Annotated in this window: 16 protein-coding genes and 2 pseudogenes; 9 read left to right on the forward strand and 9 right to left on the reverse strand. The window is 62.6% G+C overall.

Annotation, left to right across the window (positions count from 1 at the left end):
• Nucleotides 1-99 precede the first annotated feature (99 nt).
• The 4 genes and pseudogenes from yidC to rpmH all read right to left on the reverse strand — a co-directional run bounded on the left by yidC (nucleotide 100) and on the right by rpmH (nucleotide 2,711).
• Nucleotides 100-1,813, reverse strand: a pseudogene (yidC, locus tag ACFJI0_RS22460) (membrane protein insertase YidC).
• Entirely contained in the window at nucleotides 1,810-2,097 is a 288-nt protein-coding gene (gene yidD, locus ACFJI0_RS22465; RefSeq protein ID WP_382322374.1) for a membrane protein insertion efficiency factor YidD, read from the reverse strand. Before yidD ends, yidC begins: the two are co-directional and overlap by 4 nt.
• A complete protein-coding gene (gene rnpA, locus ACFJI0_RS22470) occupies nucleotides 2,087-2,509 on the reverse strand; it encodes a ribonuclease P protein component (RefSeq protein WP_382322375.1) in 423 nt (140 codons plus the stop codon). The genes yidD and rnpA overlap by 11 nt, the downstream gene beginning before the upstream one ends.
• A gap of 67 nt (nucleotides 2,510-2,576) precedes the next feature.
• On the reverse strand, nucleotides 2,577-2,711 hold the full coding sequence (gene rpmH / locus ACFJI0_RS22475; RefSeq protein WP_006299042.1) for a 50S ribosomal protein L34: 135 nt from the start codon (nucleotides 2,709-2,711) through the stop codon (nucleotides 2,577-2,579).
• A gap of 235 nt (nucleotides 2,712-2,946) precedes the next feature.
• Here rpmH and dnaA point away from each other — a divergent pair, with 235 nt between their 5' ends.
• From dnaA to ACFJI0_RS22495, 4 genes and pseudogenes are all read left to right on the forward strand, one after another.
• A complete protein-coding gene (dnaA, locus tag ACFJI0_RS22480) occupies nucleotides 2,947-4,365 on the forward strand; it encodes a chromosomal replication initiator protein DnaA (protein WP_382322376.1) in 1,419 nt (472 codons plus the stop codon).
• Between the two features lie 138 nt (nucleotides 4,366-4,503).
• Nucleotides 4,504-5,610 carry a DNA polymerase III subunit beta gene (dnaN, locus tag ACFJI0_RS22485; RefSeq protein WP_297401592.1) on the forward strand — a complete coding sequence of 369 codons (1,107 nt, stop codon included), beginning with the start codon at nucleotides 4,504-4,506 and terminating at the stop codon, nucleotides 5,608-5,610.
• A gap of 82 nt (nucleotides 5,611-5,692) precedes the next feature.
• Nucleotides 5,693-8,309, forward strand: a pseudogene (gene gyrB, locus ACFJI0_RS22490) (DNA topoisomerase (ATP-hydrolyzing) subunit B).
• 536 nt (nucleotides 8,310-8,845) lie between these two features.
• Entirely contained in the window at nucleotides 8,846-9,721 is an 876-nt protein-coding gene (locus ACFJI0_RS22495; protein ID WP_382322377.1) for a hypothetical protein, read from the forward strand.
• A 504-nt stretch (nucleotides 9,722-10,225) separates the two neighbouring features.
• On the opposite strand, the gene ACFJI0_RS22500 is transcribed toward ACFJI0_RS22495, so the two are convergent.
• The 4 genes from ACFJI0_RS22500 to ACFJI0_RS22515 are packed head-to-tail and all read right to left on the reverse strand — an operon-like array spanning nucleotide 10,226 to nucleotide 12,712.
• The gene (locus tag ACFJI0_RS22500; protein ID WP_382322378.1) at nucleotides 10,226-10,432 is read right to left on the reverse strand and encodes a hypothetical protein; all 207 of its coding nucleotides are present in this window, start codon (nucleotides 10,430-10,432) and stop codon (nucleotides 10,226-10,228) included.
• Entirely contained in the window at nucleotides 10,407-11,759 is a 1,353-nt protein-coding gene (locus ACFJI0_RS22505) for a hypothetical protein (RefSeq protein ID WP_382322379.1), read from the reverse strand. The genes ACFJI0_RS22500 and ACFJI0_RS22505 overlap by 26 nt, the downstream gene beginning before the upstream one ends.
• A 37-nt stretch (nucleotides 11,760-11,796) precedes the next feature.
• A complete protein-coding gene (locus ACFJI0_RS22510) occupies nucleotides 11,797-12,174 on the reverse strand; it encodes a hypothetical protein (protein ID WP_382322380.1) in 378 nt (125 codons plus the stop codon).
• Nucleotides 12,167-12,712 carry a hypothetical protein gene (locus ACFJI0_RS22515; RefSeq protein WP_382322381.1) on the reverse strand — a complete coding sequence of 182 codons (546 nt, stop codon included), beginning with the start codon at nucleotides 12,710-12,712 and terminating at the stop codon, nucleotides 12,167-12,169. The genes ACFJI0_RS22510 and ACFJI0_RS22515 overlap by 8 nt, the downstream gene beginning before the upstream one ends.
• Nucleotides 12,713-12,881: 169 nt before the next feature.
• Here ACFJI0_RS22515 and ACFJI0_RS22520 point away from each other — a divergent pair, with 169 nt between their 5' ends.
• From ACFJI0_RS22520 to ACFJI0_RS22535, 4 genes are read left to right on the forward strand one after another with little or no spacing between them, the layout of a single operon-like run.
• Nucleotides 12,882-13,157 carry a multiubiquitin domain-containing protein gene (locus ACFJI0_RS22520; protein WP_382322382.1) on the forward strand — a complete coding sequence of 92 codons (276 nt, stop codon included), beginning with the start codon at nucleotides 12,882-12,884 and terminating at the stop codon, nucleotides 13,155-13,157.
• Between the two features lie 3 nt (nucleotides 13,158-13,160).
• Nucleotides 13,161-13,559, forward strand: coding sequence for an E2/UBC family protein (locus ACFJI0_RS22525; RefSeq protein ID WP_382322383.1), 399 nt, complete (start codon nucleotides 13,161-13,163; stop codon nucleotides 13,557-13,559).
• Nucleotides 13,560-13,561: 2 nt separating this feature from the next.
• Entirely contained in the window at nucleotides 13,562-14,956 is a 1,395-nt protein-coding gene (locus ACFJI0_RS22530; protein ID WP_382322384.1) for a HesA/MoeB/ThiF family protein, read from the forward strand.
• Between the two features lie 35 nt (nucleotides 14,957-14,991).
• Entirely contained in the window at nucleotides 14,992-15,297 is a 306-nt protein-coding gene (locus tag ACFJI0_RS22535) for a DUF6527 family protein (protein ID WP_382325786.1), read from the forward strand.
• Between the two features lie 279 nt (nucleotides 15,298-15,576).
• On the opposite strand, the gene ACFJI0_RS22540 is transcribed toward ACFJI0_RS22535, so the two are convergent.
• The gene (locus tag ACFJI0_RS22540) at nucleotides 15,577-16,248 is read right to left on the reverse strand and encodes an SOS response-associated peptidase (protein WP_382322385.1); all 672 of its coding nucleotides are present in this window, start codon (nucleotides 16,246-16,248) and stop codon (nucleotides 15,577-15,579) included.
• 107 nt (nucleotides 16,249-16,355) lie between these two features.
• Here ACFJI0_RS22540 and ACFJI0_RS22545 point away from each other — a divergent pair, with 107 nt between their 5' ends.
• Nucleotides 16,356-16,733 carry a LexA family protein gene (locus ACFJI0_RS22545; protein ID WP_382322386.1) on the forward strand — a complete coding sequence of 126 codons (378 nt, stop codon included), beginning with the start codon at nucleotides 16,356-16,358 and terminating at the stop codon, nucleotides 16,731-16,733.
• Nucleotides 16,734-16,751: the final 18 nt, after the last annotated feature.

Below are 16,751 nucleotides of genomic sequence, written 5' to 3' on the forward strand. Positions count from 1 at the left end.
TCCAGAGGCGTCGAGGGTCCGGCTCCGCCGGCCCAAGACGCCGTCCCCCTTTTAGGGGGAAGCCGCGTCAGCGGCGCAGGGGGTCATCCGATCACGGGGTCAGGCCTTGAAATTCGGCATGCTGAACTTCAGCGGCACGCCCATGCTCTTGTTGATCACGGCCTGTTGCGCGATGGTCAGCACGTTGTTCGTGATCCAGTACAGCACCAGGCCGGACGGGAAGAAGAAGAACATGACCGAGAACATCAGCGGCATCAGCCACATCAGCTTGGCCTGCAGCGGGTCCGGCGGCAGCGGGTTGAGCGCGGTCTGGATCAGCGTGGTCACGGCCATCACCAGGGGCAGGATGAAGTACGGATCGGGCGAGGACAGGTCGGTGATCCAGCCCACCCAGGGCGCGTTGCGCATTTCCACGCTGGACAGCAGCACCCAGTAGAGCGCGATGAACACGGGGATCTGGATCAGGATGGGGAAGCAGCCACCCAGCGGGTTGACCTTTTCCTCGCGGTAGATCTTCATCATCTCCTGCTGCATCTGCTGCGGGTTGCCTTTGAGGCGCTCGCGCATTTCCATGATGCGGGGATTGATCTTCTTCATCTTGGCGATGCTGCGGTACGCGCTGGCGTTGAGCCAGTAGAACGCGGCCTTGATCAGCACCACCAGCAGCACGATGGACCAGCCCCAGTTCGCCACGTAGCCGTGGATCTTCTCCAACAGCCAGTACAGCGGTTTGGCCAGGATGGTGAGCCAGCCGTAGTCCTTCACGAGTTCCAGGCCGGGGGCGATGGTCTCGAGCACTTTCTCTTCCTGGGGGCCCAGGAACAGGCGCGACTGCTGGCTCTGGCTCTGGCCCGGTTCGATGGCGGTCAGCGCGGTGATGCTGCCCACAGCGAACAGGTTGTTGTCGATCTTGCGCGCGAAGTTCTCGCGCGCGACGCCATCGCCCAGCAGCCAGGCCGAGGCGAAGTAATGCTGCACCATCGCCACATAGCCGTCGCTCGCCGACTTGACGAACTCGGCCTTGTTCTTCTCGATGTTGGCGAACTCGATCTTCTGGTACTTCTTCTCCGCGGTGTAGACCGCCGGCCCGGTGAAGGTCGAGTAGAAGGGGGTTTCGCTGCTGAGCTTGCTGCCGTCGCGCACCAGCTGCAGATAGAGCTGGGGCGTGACCGCCTGGCTGCCCACGTTCTGCACCTCGTGCTGCACGCCGATGTCGTAGCGGCCGCGCGTGAAGGTGTAGGTCTTGACCAGCTTCACACCGCCGACCTCGGCCGATTCAAAGCGCACCTGCAACTCGTTCTGGCCGTCGGCCAGGGTGGTGGGGTTGCCCACCAGCGCCATCGGCGTCTTGTGGGTGGGGAAGTTGCCACCGATCAGGCCGGTCTGGGCCACGTAGATGTGCTCGCCACCCTGGGCCAGCAGCGTGAACGGGCGCTCGGTCTTGTCCTTGCTCTGGCCGGTGGCCTCGGCGTGCTTGAGCAGCTCGGCGCCGATCAGCGAACCGCCTTCGCTGTTGAACACCAGCTTGAACAGATCGGTGGTGACTTCGTGGCGCTGGGCCACGGCGCCGGGCGCTGCGGCCGGGGTTTCGCCGACCGGCGTCGCACCGCTCTGCGCCGCCGTCGGCACGCCGGCGTTGCTGCCACTGCCGCCGGCCGGCTGGCTGGTGGACGCGGCGGGCGCGGTCACGGCCGGCGCGGCGCCGGGGAAGAAGGTGGGCTTGCTGCGCATTGTGAATCTGCCACTTGTCCCAGATGAGGACCATCGACAGACCAAAAACCACCCACAGGATGGACCGACGGATGTCATTCATGACGGGTTCTTCTTTTCGCAGGAAGGTGAAATCAGGCTGGAGAACAGCGTGGGCAGGGAGGCGGGCACCGGGTCATCGCCACCGTCGCACCACGGGTGGCAGCGGACCAGGCGCCGCAGCGTGAGGTAGGTGCCGCCCAGGGCACCATGGCGCTCCAGCGCACCGATGGCGTAGAGCGAGCAGGAAGGTTCGAAACGACAACCGCTGCCGAGCCACGGGCTGAGCAGCAGACGGTATCCCTTGACCAGGCCCAGCAGGCCCTGGCGCGGCCAGTCAGACAGCATGTCGGATCTCCGCAGGCGGTGCCGCGCGTGGCGCGGAACGCGGCGGCGCGAGCAGCTGCTCCAGCTCGGCGCGCACCGCGCGCTTGAGCGCGTCGGAGGTGGCGCTGACGAACTGCTGGCGGCTGAACTCGCTGCGCAGGCGCACCACGAGCGCCGCCTGGGGCAGGCTCGCGGCCCGGTGGCGGGCGACTTCGTAGATCTGACGGCGGATCGCATTGCGCGTGACGGCGCGCTTGGCCCAGCGTTTGGGCAGCAGCACCCCCACCCAGGCGTCGGCCACGGGAAACAAGGCCCTGCCCTCGTGCGCGCTGGAAAGCGCGGCGCGGTGCAGGGCAAAGTGGGGGGTCTTGGCGACGGGGGCGCCCGCCATGACGGCCTGGAACTGTTGCCGGGACCGCAGCCGCTGGGTCACCGCTGAACCGTCCGGGTCACGCGGTGAGGGAGCCGGGCGAGTCGGCGCCGGCAGAACACGCGCAGCCTCAGACGGCCAGGCGCTTGCGGCCCTTGGCGCGGCGGGCGTTGATCACGGCACGGCCCCCGCGGGTTTTCATGCGGACGAGGAAGCCGTGGGTGCGGGCGCGGCGGATCTTGGAGGGCTGGTAAGTGCGTTTCATGGTGCTCTGTAGAAATCGGGGAAACCCGCAATTATCGCAAATAAACCCGATGTCCGGCAAGCACTTGGCGGTGGGAGCCGCCGCATCACTTCAAGCGGCCGGGCTTGCGCACCGACTGCCCACCCCCTGCCAACGGTGATTTCCCTGCCTTGTGGATAAGTCGCGGCGCGCACTACAATCGTCGGATTGCCCCGAGACATTTGTCCACAACCACAACGGCTTCACCGCTCCCAGCATGATCGAGGGCATTCCCCCTGATGCGTCCCTGACCGCTCCCCGGCCGGACGCCCTCTCGCTCTGGTCCACCTGCCTGGACCGGCTCGCGCAAGAGATCCCCGAACAACAGTTCAACACCTGGATCCGGCCCCTGACCGCCACCGTCGCGCCCGACGGTTCCAAGGTGGTCGTGGCCGTGGCGAACCGGTTCAAGATGGACTGGATCCGGGCCCAGTACGCGTCCCGCATTTCGGCCCTGCTGGAGACCCTCCAGGGGGTCCCGGTGACACTGGAGTTGGTGCTTGCTCCGCGCGAAACGCCCAGCCGCACGTCGCCAGCGCCGCGCACGGTGCAAGACCAGGTGCTGTCCGAGCTGCCCGACCTGGCGCCGGCCGAGGTCGCCGCGCCCAGCGGCCCCAAGACCCGGCTGAACCCGGCGCTCGCGTTTTCCACCCTGGTCGAGGGCTCGGCCAACCGCATGGCGCGCGCCGCGGCCATGCACGTGGCCGGCAGCCTGGGCCAGCTGTACAACCCGCTGTTCATCTACGGCGGCGTCGGCCTGGGCAAGACCCACCTGGTGCATGCCATCGGCAACCACCTGCTGGCCGACCGTCCACAGGCCAAAGTTCTGTACATCCACGCCGAGCAGTTCGTCTCCGATGTGGTCAAGTCCTATCAGCGCAAGACTTTCGATGAGTTCAAGGAACGCTACCACTCGCTCGATCTGCTGCTGATCGACGATGTGCAGTTCTTCGCCAACAAGGAGCGCACCCAGGAGGAGTTCTTCAATGCCTTCGAGGCGCTGCTGGCCAAGAAGAGCCACATCGTGCTGACCAGCGACACCTACCCCAAGGGCCTGGCCGACATCCACGAACGGCTGGTCTCGCGCTTCGACTCGGGCCTCACGGTGGCGATCGAGCCGCCCGAGCTGGAGATGCGCGTGGCCATCCTGATCAACAAGGCGGCGGTGGAGAACGCCGTCATGCCCGAGGAAGTGGCTTTCTTCGTGCGCAAGAACGTGCGCTCCAACGTGCGCGAGCTCGAAGGCGCGCTGCGCAAGATCCTGGCCTATTCGCGCTTCAACCAGAAGGAAATCTCGATCCAGCTCGCGCGCGACGCGCTCAAGGACCTGCTGTCGATCCAGAACCGGCAGATCAGCGTGGAGAACATCCAGAAGACGGTGGCGGATTTCTACAAGATCAAGGTTGCCGACATGTACAGCAAGAAGCGCCCGGCCAGCATTGCGCGGCCGCGCCAGATCGCCATGTTCATTGCCAAGGAACTGACCCAGAAGAGCCTGCCCGAAATCGGCGAACTGTTCGGCGGGCGCGACCACACGACCGTGCTGCACGCGGTGCGCAAGATCGCGGCCGAGCGCCAGCAGAACACCGAGCTGAACCAGCAGTTGCACGTGCTGGAACAGACGCTCAAGGGATGAGCGGGAAGACCCGGGGGCCGTTTTGCGGAAGCCGCTCACAAAAAGGCGAAAATAGCGAGGATTTGGCCCAAACAAGGAAAAGGGCCAACCGGGAGGCAGGAACCGGCCGACAAGCAACCAGAGAAGAAAGAGTCTGACATGATCGTTTTGAAATCGACCCAGGACAAGGTTTTGGCCGCGCTGCAATCGGTCGCGGGCATCGTGGAACGCCGCCACACCCTGCCGATCCTGGCCAACGTCCTGCTTCGCAAGACCGGCTCGCAGGTGCAATTGACCACCAGCGACCTGGAAATCCAGATCCGCACCACCGCCGAACTCGACGGCGACAGCGGCAACTTCGCCACCACGCTGGGCGCGCGCAAGCTGATCGACATCCTGCGCACCATGCCGGGCGACCAGACCGTGAGCCTGGAATCGAACGCCGGCAAGCTGATCCTCAAGGGCGGCAAGAGCCGCTTCACGCTGCAGAGCATGCCCGCCGAAGATTTCCCGCTGGTGCAGGAATCGGCCAGCTTCGGCCCCGTGTTCTCGGTGCCGCAGAAGACGCTCAAGAGCCTGCTGAGCCAGGTCTCGTTCGCGATGGCGGTGCACGACATCCGCTACTACCTCAACGGCATCCTGTTCGTGGCCGAAGGCAAGCAGCTCAGCCTGGTCGCCACCGACGGCCACCGCCTGGCCTTCGCCTCCAGCACGCTGGACGTGGAAGTGCCCAAGCAGGAAGTCATCCTGCCGCGCAAGACCGTGCTCGAACTGCAGCGCCTGCTGTCCGACAAGGAAGGCGCGATCGAGATGCAGTTCGCGGCCAACCAGGCCAAGTTCAGCTTCGACGGCATGGAGTTCGTCACCAAGCTGGTCGAGGGCAAGTTCCCCGACTACAACCGCGTGATTCCCAAGAACCACAAGAACATCGTCACCCTGGGCCGCGCGCCCCTGCTGGCCAGCCTGCAGCGCACCGCCATCATGACCAGCGAGAAGTTCAAGGGCGTGCGCCTGAACGTCGAGCCCGGCGTGCTGCGCGTGGCCTCGAGCAACGCCGAACAGGAAGAGGCCGTGGACGAACTCGACATCGACTACGGTGGCGACACCATCGAGATCGGCTTCAACGTGACCTACCTGATCGACGCGCTGCAGAACATGTCGCAGGAGATGGTCCGCATCGAGCTGTCCGACGGCAACAGCTCCGCGCTGGTCACCAACCCCGACGACAACGCCTTCAAATACGTTGTCATGCCGATGCGCATCTGAGGTCCAACCCCCTGGTTGCTCCCGCATTCCAAACCCGCGAACACCGCGGGTTTGGCGTTTACTGAGATCGAGAAATTCCACCATGTCCGACGCCAACAAGCCCGCCGAATCCGTCAACACCGGTGAGGCGCAAGCCGAAAGCTCCAATTTCCAGCCCACCATCGACGCCCACCAGGCCGGTGCCAGCGAGGGCTATGGCGAAGGCTCGATCCAGATCCTGGAAGGCCTGGAAGCCGTGCGCAAGCGCCCGGGCATGTACATCGGCGACACGTCCGACGGCACCGGCCTGCACCACCTGGTGTTCGAGGTGGTCGACAACTCCATCGACGAAGCCCTGGCCGGCCACTGCGACGACATCGTGGTGACCATCCACACCGACAACTCCATCAGCGTGGTGGACAACGGCCGCGGCATCCCCACCGGCGTGAAGATGGACGACAAGCACGAGCCCAAGCGCTCGGCGTCCGAGATTGCGCTGACCGAACTGCACGCCGGCGGCAAGTTCAACCAGAACAGCTACAAGGTCTCGGGCGGCCTGCACGGCGTGGGCGTGAGCTGCGTGAACGCGCTCTCGCAGTGGCTGCGCCTCACCGTGCGCCGCGAAGGCCATGTGCACCTGCTCGAGTTCGCGCGCGGCTTCGTGCAGAACCGCGTGATCGAGACCACGCCCACCGGCGTGGAGATCTCGCCCATGCGCGTCACCGGTGCCACCGAGAAGCGCGGCACCGAGGTGCACTTCCTGCCCGACTACGAGATCTTCCGCGAGAACGCCGATTTCCACTACGAGATCCTGTCCAAGCGCCTGCGCGAACTCTCCTTCCTGAACAACGGCGTGCGCATCCGCCTGAAGGACGAGCGCAGCGGCAAGGAAGACGACTTCTCCGGCGCCGGCGGCGTCAAGGGCTTCGTCGACTTCATCAACAAGGGCAAGACCGTCCTGCACCCCAACGTGTTCCACGCCATGGGCGACCGCCAGAGCGACCAGGGCACCAACATCGGCGTGGAAGTCGCGATGCAGTGGAACAGCGGCTACAACGAGCAGGTGCTGTGCTTCACCAACAACATCCCGCAGCGCGACGGCGGCACCCACCTCACCGGCCTGCGCGCGGCCATGACGCGGGTGATCAACAAGTACATCGAAGAGCACGAGCTGGCCAAGAAGGCCAAGGTGGAAGTCACCGGCGACGACATGCGCGAAGGCCTGTGCTGCGTGCTGTCGGTCAAGGTGCCCGAGCCCAAGTTCTCCAGCCAGACCAAGGACAAGCTGGTCTCCAGCGAAGTGCGTGGCCCGGTCGAAGACATCGTGAGCCGCCTGCTGGCCGACTACCTGCAGGAACGCCCGAACGACGCCAAGATCATCTGCGGCAAGATCGTCGAAGCCGCGCGCGCCCGTGAAGCCGCGCGCAAGGCCCGCGAAATGACGCGCCGCAAGGGCGTGCTCGACGGCATGGGCCTGCCCGGCAAGCTCGCCGACTGCCAGGAAAAGGACCCGGCGCTGTGCGAGATCTACATCGTGGAGGGTGACTCCGCCGGCGGCTCGGCCAAGCAGGGCCGCGACCGCAAGTTCCAGGCGATCCTGCCGCTGCGCGGCAAGATCCTGAACGTGGAGAAGGCGCGCTACGAGAAGCTGCTGACCAGCAACGAAATTCTCACACTCATCACCGCGCTGGGCACCGGCATCGGCAAGGCCACGGGCGCGGGCGGCACGGCCGGCGTGGACGACTTCAACGTCGCCAAGCTGCGCTACCACCGCATCATCATCATGACCGACGCCGACGTGGACGGCGCGCACATCCGCACCCTGCTGCTGACCTTCTTCTACCGCCAGATGCCCGAGCTCGTCGAGCGCGGCCACATCTACATCGCGCAGCCGCCGCTCTACAAGGTCAAGGCCGGCAAGGAAGAGCTGTACCTGAAGGACGCTTCCGCGCTCGACGGTTTCCTGCTGCGCATCGCCTTGAAGGATGCCAGCGTGTTCACCGGCGGCGCCACGCAGACCACGCTCAGCGGCGACACCCTGGGTGAGCTGGCGCGCAAGCACCAGATCGCCGAGAGCGTGATCGCGCGCCTGTCCAACTTCATGGACGCCGAGGCCCTGCGCGCGATCGCCGATGGCGTGGCGCTCAACCTCGACAGCGTGGAGCAGGCCGAGGTCAGCGCGGTCTCGCTGCAGGCCAAGCTGCGCGAACTCGCCACCACCGGCGTGCCCGCCGAAGTGGCGGCCGAGTTCGACGTGCGCACCGACAAACCCATCCTGCGCATCAGCCGCCGCCACCACGGCAACATCAAGAGCAGCGTGCTCACGCAGGACTTCGTGCACGGCGCCGACTACGCCGCGCTGCGCCACCGCCGCCGACACCTTCCGTGGCCTGCTGGGCGAAGGCGCCAAGGTGATGCGTGGCGAGGGCGACAAGCAGAAGGAAGAGAAGGTCGGTGACTTCCGCCAGGCCATGCGCTGGCTCATCAGCGAAGCCGAGCGCACCACCAGCCGCCAGCGCTACAAGGGCCTGGGCGAGATGAACCCCGAGCAGCTGTGGGAAACCACCATGGACCCGAACGTGCGCCGCCTGCTGCGCGTGCAGATCGACGACGCGATCGAAGCCGATCGCGTGTTCACCATGCTGATGGGCGACGAGGTGGAACCGCGCCGCGACTTCATCGAGACCAACGCGCTGCGCGCGGGCAACATCGACGTCTGACCTGGGACCTGATGAGAGGAACTCGAATTCGTCGGACTGAACTCGAGTTTCTCAGACTTGAGAAACTGAAATAGTCAGACTTTCTCGCCTACATCTTTAGATGTGAGTTTGCGATCACTCTCAACAAAGAAGCCAGAAACTGCGCTTTTCTTACACAGGCATCCCGATACCACGGCTCTGGCGTTTTCGGGCCAAGGCATGCGGGAACGTTGTGCGATCCCGCTTTCGAACTGGCAACTTCTCCGAGACCGAAAGTTCTTGTCCCGCCTCAGCTATCGCACCCTCCGCCTCGGCCCAGTCTTCAACTAACAGATGCTCCTCCAGAGGGCTTAGCGCTGCGGCTATGTCCAACTGCGTTGGATTGAGCAGACAACGGCGGCTGAGCAGCGGTTGCGGTCACTCTCCGGAGCATGCCCAGTGCACGGTCTCGGCTCCAAGGCGGTCATTCGGCCATGTACCTGTAGAAGCTCGAATGACACCAAGGAGTCGGGAGCGGACGTTGGGTCAAAATGAGAACCGTGCGGACTGTACTACCCTTGGCGCAAGCTGCCGATCCTCCCGATGACATTACGTTCAATGCGATCGTTGTCGCCGAATCATTGAGCAGCTTGGAGATGAAGACCGGGTCCCTTCTTCGCGACTACATCAACACCTTGGACGAGGCCCCTGCGAAGGCGACACTCGTGCAAGTAGCCTCCCGCGATGCCTTCTTGGCTCTTCTCAGGGATCTTGAAACTCAGGTTCAGACCAGAGGCCTCTTGCCCGTGCTTCACCTGGAAGCACACGGAGACGAGAACTCCGGGATCTGGTTCGCTGATGACAGCAATCTGAGCTGGGACGACTTCTGCGACGCCATGACTCCATTGAACATCGCTACTGGGATGCGCCTGTTGGTCACCGTGGCGGCGTGCTACGGAGGAAGTCTGATTTCTGGCATTCGCCTCAGCAAGCCAGCGCCTTGCTTCGCGCTCGTCGGACCGTCCCACAGGATCGATGAATCGGAGGTCATGGGATCGTTCCGTGACTTCTACGGAGCCATGTTGCGAACCCTGGCTGCAGGCCCCGCCATCGCCGCTCTCAGGGGACACACTTTGCGAGAGGGCGAGTTGCATGTCATGACCGCTCGACGTTGGTTCGAATTGCTGATGACGCAGTATCTGCAGACGGAGGCAACTCCACGGAGGGTGAGGGACTTCGCACTTAGACACTATTTGAACGCTCGCATGGAGTCCCAGTCGACTCTCAGCATGCGGGACTACAAGCGACTATTCCGCCGCGAGCTACCAGTGGTTGTCCGCAAGTATTTCGAGACGTTCTTCGCAATCACTGATGCGGATCGGCATCCTCGATACCGAGCGCTGTGGTCGAGGTTGTCAGCGCTACTAGACCAAATTCGGTGGAGTCATTCGTAGAAGTGAGTAGCATGCCGCCCCAACCGGGAGGGCGATGTCCGCTTTCGGCCAAAAGCGCGCATTGCACCATCATCCAACATTGCACATCTCGCGCAACCAAATTGCGCTTCATTCACCAGCAAATGTCCGAAGCGTGGCTAGCATGCCGATGTGGAAGACGATGAAGTAGCCGGGCTTCAACGAATTTTCACAACGCAGTGCCGACAGGCTTCGCCACCACACGGGTCGCCACCCAGTCTCTTTTGCTGCGTACCGATAGTACGACTGCATGTTCAGCGCAATGGGAGTGGCTGCATTCTTGAGAGTTCGTCACGGACGACTCGATGGCCGGCGATCCCGCGAAGGTCTAGCGAGCGGGCGCGAACGGATCGTCGCCGCTGCTAAGTTCAGCGTCGACACGGCCAAGTATTTGTAGTCGCTGCATCATGGAATGCGCGCTGGTCTCACGCGTGCGACCCAATGTGCGGGGCACGAGCATCAGTCGCACGCAAGACAGACCAAAGCCTAATTCGACCCCAACAGCCCTAGATGTTTGCGATAGATGTCCGCAAGTTCCAGTTCTTGCTTCTCGGCTTCCTTCGAGTCGTCAATGTCCGAAGAATCCGTGAGCTCCAGTCGCGGGTTCTCCTTAATGAACTCATCCACGATGGCGTTGACTTCCGCCAACATCCGATCGTTGGCATGGCTAGCCGGCGTTGCTTTCGTCTTCATTGCCTTTTTTGTCAATCGGTTCTCCTTTCGCAGACTTGGTAGGACGATTCCTGAAGAAATGTTCGTTGAACTCGGGTTGGAAGTAGTGCTTGCGATCGATCCAGACGAAGCCATCACCTTTCGAGATCACTGCCACGTCGATCGGCCCACCGACGGTTTCGTCTTCCCCAGTTGTCATGCGCTTTTGAAATGAGCTCAAAGTTACAAGGGACGCCGCCACGTGCGCAAGCTCCTTTTTCGGCAGATGGACGACCGACTGGAGGATAGGTATGCGGTGGTTGCGCCCCTTGAACCCGGAGAACTCTTTGATCGCATCCTTCGCAGCATTCGCGGACACAGCCCTCAACTGGGCTTTATAGGCTTCCTTCCTGGCTTTGGACACGCCAGGAAACCCGTCGATGATGGCCTCGGGCGTCTGTACGTACGCTTTCGCGAGCGCCCGGGCAACCTGCAACTCCACCTTGGGGCTGATGCCTTCCAAAAAAGTCTGTGCCATGGACGATTGTGCAAATGGCTTGATCACGGACGTGACGTCCTTGCTGATTTGCCATGTCTCCAGGAGCTTGTGCTTCAGTTCGCCCTCAAAGATCTCACCGAACTCGTACTGCTGCATGACCGGAAAGTGCTGAACTTCACCGTATCCGGCGATGACCAATCCTGTCAAAGACTCGGTGACGATCTTGTCCTTCTGTACGACCAACTTGGCTAATTCGTACAGGTCGGGCGTCAGCTTGTGCAGCACTGCGGGCTTCAATCCTTCGAAGACGCTCATCGTCAGCCCTGAGATGAAGCCTGACTGCTTGGACTTTAGGTCCGCCGCAACGTCTTTCTTAAAGCATGTGGCGTCGTCTTTGGCCTGCCACTCCTTCAAGGCGTCCTTTACCACCTCGGTTGGGATGTACTCCAGGTCCTCTTGTGTAATGCCGTCCCCGTTGTCGATCAACGCTTTGAATCGCTTCGTGATGCCGTTCGCGATCCCCGTGAAGAACGTACGAATGAGGTGCTTGTAGTAGTGCTCTTGAACGTCAAGCGGAAACAGCTGCTGGTTGTTGGTCAGGAAAGCAATGAGATCAGTCGCATAGTCCTGCAGATGCGGAAAGCTCTTATGACCGAGCTTGGCGCGGTACATCTTGAAGATGACCTCCCACGGCACGCCTAGGAGCGAAGAGTTGTTGTAGACCATCACGCCCACGGGGTGGAAGCTCGAGAGCATGAACAGCTTGTCTGCGTGAAAAAACTTCGCCTTGCCATTGGAGCGCACCGTCGCCGCGCTGTCGCTTGCCAGCGCAATTCCAAGCCGGTTCATGACTACCACTTCTGCCGTCACGTCTGTCCCTTCCCCAGTGGCCGACGGGCCCTGACACCTATTTTCTCTGCTGCTTGTTCGAGATGATGCGCTCGATGTCGTCGATAAGAAAGTCTAGGCCGGCCTGATGGGAGTCATCCCCCTCGAACGCAGCCGCAGCCTGCATCCCCATGACCGACGGTGGGCTGAGCAAAGCCCGCAACTCGCGCAACTTGATGGCCGTGATCGCCCGAGGTCTGCTGCGACGAGCCGTCCCTGGCTTGGCTTCCACGTTCGCCCGCGCCGTGCTGGCTGCCAAGACCAGTCGCATTGACTCCGCGAGGTCGTCGCGCTCTCTAGCGGGCACCGCGTCCGGGGACTGCGCTGCCAACACCAAGTCTTCCAGACCATCCAGCAGACTTTCGAGCTGCTGCGCGGCGGTTAGCCTTTTAGTCATCGCTTGCCTCTCCGTACTTGCGCGCCAAGGTGCGCTGGATTCGCTTTTGAGCGCTCGCATACTGTACCGGGGTCATTCCAGAGCGCGCCTGTGTTTCGGTGGGTGTCAGCCCTTCAGCCAGGCCGTGGATCACATGCAAGGCTTGGGGGTCGGCGGCGAACATCGCTTCCACTTGCCGGATGGCTTGGCGGGCCGCCAACTCAGTCTCCGGTGTCTGCTCGTCGGCTACCGTCTCCACGGCGCTGGGTCCCTCGTCATCGGCCCCAACCGCAAGCTGCTCCACCGGTTCTTTGGCGGTTCGCGCCCGTTCCTCGCTGGCAATGCTGCGCATGGTCTGCGCCAGAAAGGCGACCAAACTGACGTTCAACGGCCAAAGGCGCGCTCCGGCCAGCGCCCGGTAAAGCGCCTCGTGCAGTAGATCTTCCCAGCTCATAGCCGGCAGGCCGAGCGCGCGCAGCTTGGCAATTTGCCGCAGGCACTGCTGCTCACTAGGAGACAACATGGAGAAGGCGTACGCCACCTGATTGGGGGTCGCCACTTCTCTTTGCTGCGGTGCAGGACTGGTCATCTCATAAATATATGCTCACCCGCAGCCTGGTTGCGGACACGCCCGACACAAAAATTTTTTGTCCGGGGAGGGAGCGCCGGTGCGCATATCTAGGTAAGCGGCTAGTCGCCGCGAACCCGAGAAAGGCATCAGGCACACCATGGCAGCTGAAAACACCCCCGCCGCGAAGGACCCGGACCGCAAGCAGGTCTACAAGATCACCATCGACAAGGTGCACTTTGATGTGCACCAGCCCTTGATCACCGGCGCCGCCTTGCTGCAGCTGGCGGGCAAGGTGCCGGTGGACCAATTCGGCATCTACATTAAGCACAAGGGTGCCCAGCCCGAGCGCATCGGTCTGGACAAGGAAGTTGACCTGCGCGAGCCGGGCGTGGAGCACTTCGTCACCTTGCCGCTGGACCAGACGGAGGGTTGAGCCATGCGCAGGGAGTTCTCGTTGCCGGCGGAGGACATGGAGTGGCTCGAAGGCTGTGGCGACGCCTATGACCTAGCCGCGGAGGCCAGCGTCTTGCGCGTGGTCCTCCACGACTTTGCGGTGCCCGCCGGCTACAACGTCTCGGCGGTCGACGTCAATGTGCGAATCGATCCGGGCTACCCCGACGCCCAGATCGACATGGCCTACTTCTTCCCGACACTGTCGCTTCAAAGCGGGCGCGCTATCCGCGCGACCAGTTCGGACAGCTTCGCCGGCAAGGAATGGCAGCGCTGGAGTCGGCACCGCACGCCTTCGAACCCTTGGCGTCCTGGCATTGACGGCTTGGGCACCCACTTCGCGCTTGTGCAGGAATGGCTGGCGCAGGAACTCAAGAAGGTCTGAGCATGGGCGTGTCGTTGACGTTGGCGCAGTTCCAGTTCGAGGAGTTGGCCTCTCACCTTTTTCCGCCGGACGGCTGCGAAGCCGTCGCCATCGTGTTGTGTGGTCGCGCAAAGTCCGCCTATGGCCATCGGCTGGTGGCGCGCAAGGTCGTGCTTGTGCCCTACGACCAATGCAGCGTCCGCAGACCCGATCGGGTGACGTGGTCCACGGCCATTCTGCTGCCGCTACTGGCGGAAGCGAACAAGCACAACATGTCGCTCGTGAAGGTCCACGGGCACCGGGGGTTTGATCGGTTCTCTGCAATCGATGACGAGTCCGACCGGGCCTTGTTCCCCAGCATTCATGGCTGGATGGATCAGAACCAGCCCCATTGCAGTGTCGTGGTGATGGACGATGGCCGCTGTTTCGGCCGTATCGTGGCGCCCGATGGCAGCTTCGAGACACTGGCGAGAGTGACGGTCGTAGGAGACGACATCCGGGTGTTCGATGCCCCAGGTGACACTCAGGCCGTTCCGGAGCAAGGTCGCCGGATTGCGCAGACCTTCGGCCAGGGCACCTACGAGAAGTTGACCCGTTTGCGCGTCGGGGTTGTCGGGTGCTCGGGAACGGGAAGCCCGGTCATCGAGCAGCTGGCGCGCAACTGCGTCGGATCGCTGGTGCTGGTCGACCCTGACGTCGTTGAACGCAAGAATCTCAACCGGATCCTGAATTCAACGATGGCCGACGTCGCTGCCCGGCTGCCCAAAGTCGAACTCGCGCGGCGAACCATCTCTCAACTGGAGTTGGGCACAGACGTGCTGGCGTTCCAGAGCATCCTATTCAACCGCGAGGTGGTGCGAGCGCTGGCGAGTTGCGACGTCCTCTTCGGCTGTATGGACTCGGTAGACGGGCGGTTTGCGCTGAACAAGCTGGCCTCGTTTTATGCCATTCCCTATTTCGACTTGGGGGTGCGCATCGACGCCGACGGCGCCGGTGGTGTCGACCAGGTGTGCGGTACGGTTCACTACCTCCAGCCCGGCGGATCGAGCCTGCTGAGCCGCCACCTGTTCACCATGGAGCAGGTCCGCGTCGCTGGACTCTATCGCACGGATCCCGGCGAATACCGCAAGCTCTTAGGCGAGGGTTATATCAAGGGCGTCAATGAGGACCAGCCGGCCGTCATTCAATTGAACATGCTGATCGCGAGCCTGGCGATCAATGAGTTCCTGGCGCGCCTGCATCCTTACCGCATGGACTCCAACGGAGACACCGCAACTTTTCGAGTCAGTCTGTCGCATGGCATATTCGCGGGCGAAACGGACGGACCACCTTGTCCGGTCTTCAAGCGCCACGTGGGCCGAGGAGACGTCGAACCCATGCTCGACATGCCCGAACTCAGCGCCGGAGCCAAATCATGATATTGGGTCGTCTTGCGCGTGCCTTCAGGCTTGTAATGGACCCGCGCCTAAAGTACGTCTATGCGTGGGCTGAGGATCCGCCGCCTGTGACCCGTCCCGGCTTTGTCTACTTGATCGGGGAACAACCGAAGCCTTGGTCCGCGCAGCTCATCTGTCCATGTGGATGCGGTGACGTCATCACGCTCAGTTTGATCGAGAACGACAACCCGAGATGGCGACACGCCATCCACCCGCTGGGCTCGATCTCTCTGTGGCCGTCTGTTTGGCGGACCAAGGGGTGTCGCAGTCACTTCTACATCAAGAAAGGAAAGGTGCTTTGGGCCTATCCACAGGACTCGTAGATTGTCGATGACAGCGTGCGTCCGCACTGGACAAGGTTCGTGCGGAGTTCAGAGCGCTGTGCGGCCGAGAACGGGCGAATGTGTATAGACTGACTTGGAGTATGAGGCGGCTCAACGCGCTGACGGCTAGCTTCGCCTAGGGATGGGTCCGCTTTGGGTCGGAGGCCGTCTTTCCCGTCGACTTCGTCGAACGACCACCGTCAGCCTTAAGCCGACTTCAAAGTAGGCGTGGGACCTTTGCTTGGGCGGCCCAATCCGCATACACGCGTGATCCGAACTTCACCTTTGACGTTTTCCCCTCTCAGGCTCCGGCGTTGAGATCAGCAAGTGCGCAGGAAACTGCCGCATGAACTCCATCGAACGCGCAGTCGGCGCATCGAGCCAGGTGTCGTACTGGTCGGCATGCAGGATCACCACCATGCGCTTCTCATCCTGTGGTTTGTGAAAGTGCTTGAACAGTTCGTGGTCGTCGGCATTGACGGTGAGCATGGTGAAACTGAACACCTCATCGCCCGTTGCCTTGCGGTTGCTGGTCCACAGCCCGGCGATGCCCATGGGCAGGCCATCCTTGCGCTGGATGCGTGTGGGAACCGCCACACCACTGCGCCAGTCGGGCTCGTAGATGTACTCCACGGGCACGACGCAGTGCTGACCGTTGCGCCAGGCATCCCGAAAACTGGGCTTCTCCGCCACCGTCTCTGACCGGGCGTTATAGGTCCGCCGCCCGAAGCTAAGTTCACCCGCCCAGTGCGGAATCATTCCGAAGAGACCAGCCTTGACCTCGCGCGGGGGAACGGCCTCGTCGCCCACATCCTTGTTCGGATGCCGGCGGATGAAGGGAGCCTCATAGATCGGCCAGACCTCGGCCTTCACCGTGGGCGGTGGCGCCTCCACACCGAAGTACATCCGCAGGCGCTCCGTGCTGGTCACGGCCACATAGTTCGAACACATGGGGAATTCTGGTCGGAAACGGCCTGCCGCCGTATACTGTACATATGAACAGTATCTGTACCAGCTCAACGCCCGTGACCTTTATGGCGTCCCCGCTCGAGCTGCCTATGCCCGCTGCTCCTGTGCGCGCAGGGTTTCCGTCGCCGGCCGAGGACTTCTCGGTCAACCGGCTGGACCTGACCCAGATCCTGGTCACGCACCCCCAGGCAACCTTCCTGCTGCGCGTGGCGGGCACCTCCATGCGGGACGCCGGCATCGACGACGGTGACACGCTGGTGGTTGACCGAGCCATCAAACCCCACCATGGCCAGGTGGTCGTGGCCGTGGTCGATGGCGAGTTCACGGTGAAGTATCTGCACCAGCGCGCGGGGCGGGTTCGCCTCAAGGCGGCCAACCCCACCTTCCCGGACATCGTGCCCCGGGACGGTCAGACGATCGAAGTGTGGGGTGTGGTCAGTTCCTGCATCAAGCGCTTCGCCGTCTGAACCCCTTCCACCCCTTCC

It is taken from the genome of Hydrogenophaga sp. UC242_53 (genome assembly GCF_042696965.1).
Taxonomy (GTDB): Bacteria; Pseudomonadota; Gammaproteobacteria; order Burkholderiales; family Burkholderiaceae_C; genus Hydrogenophaga.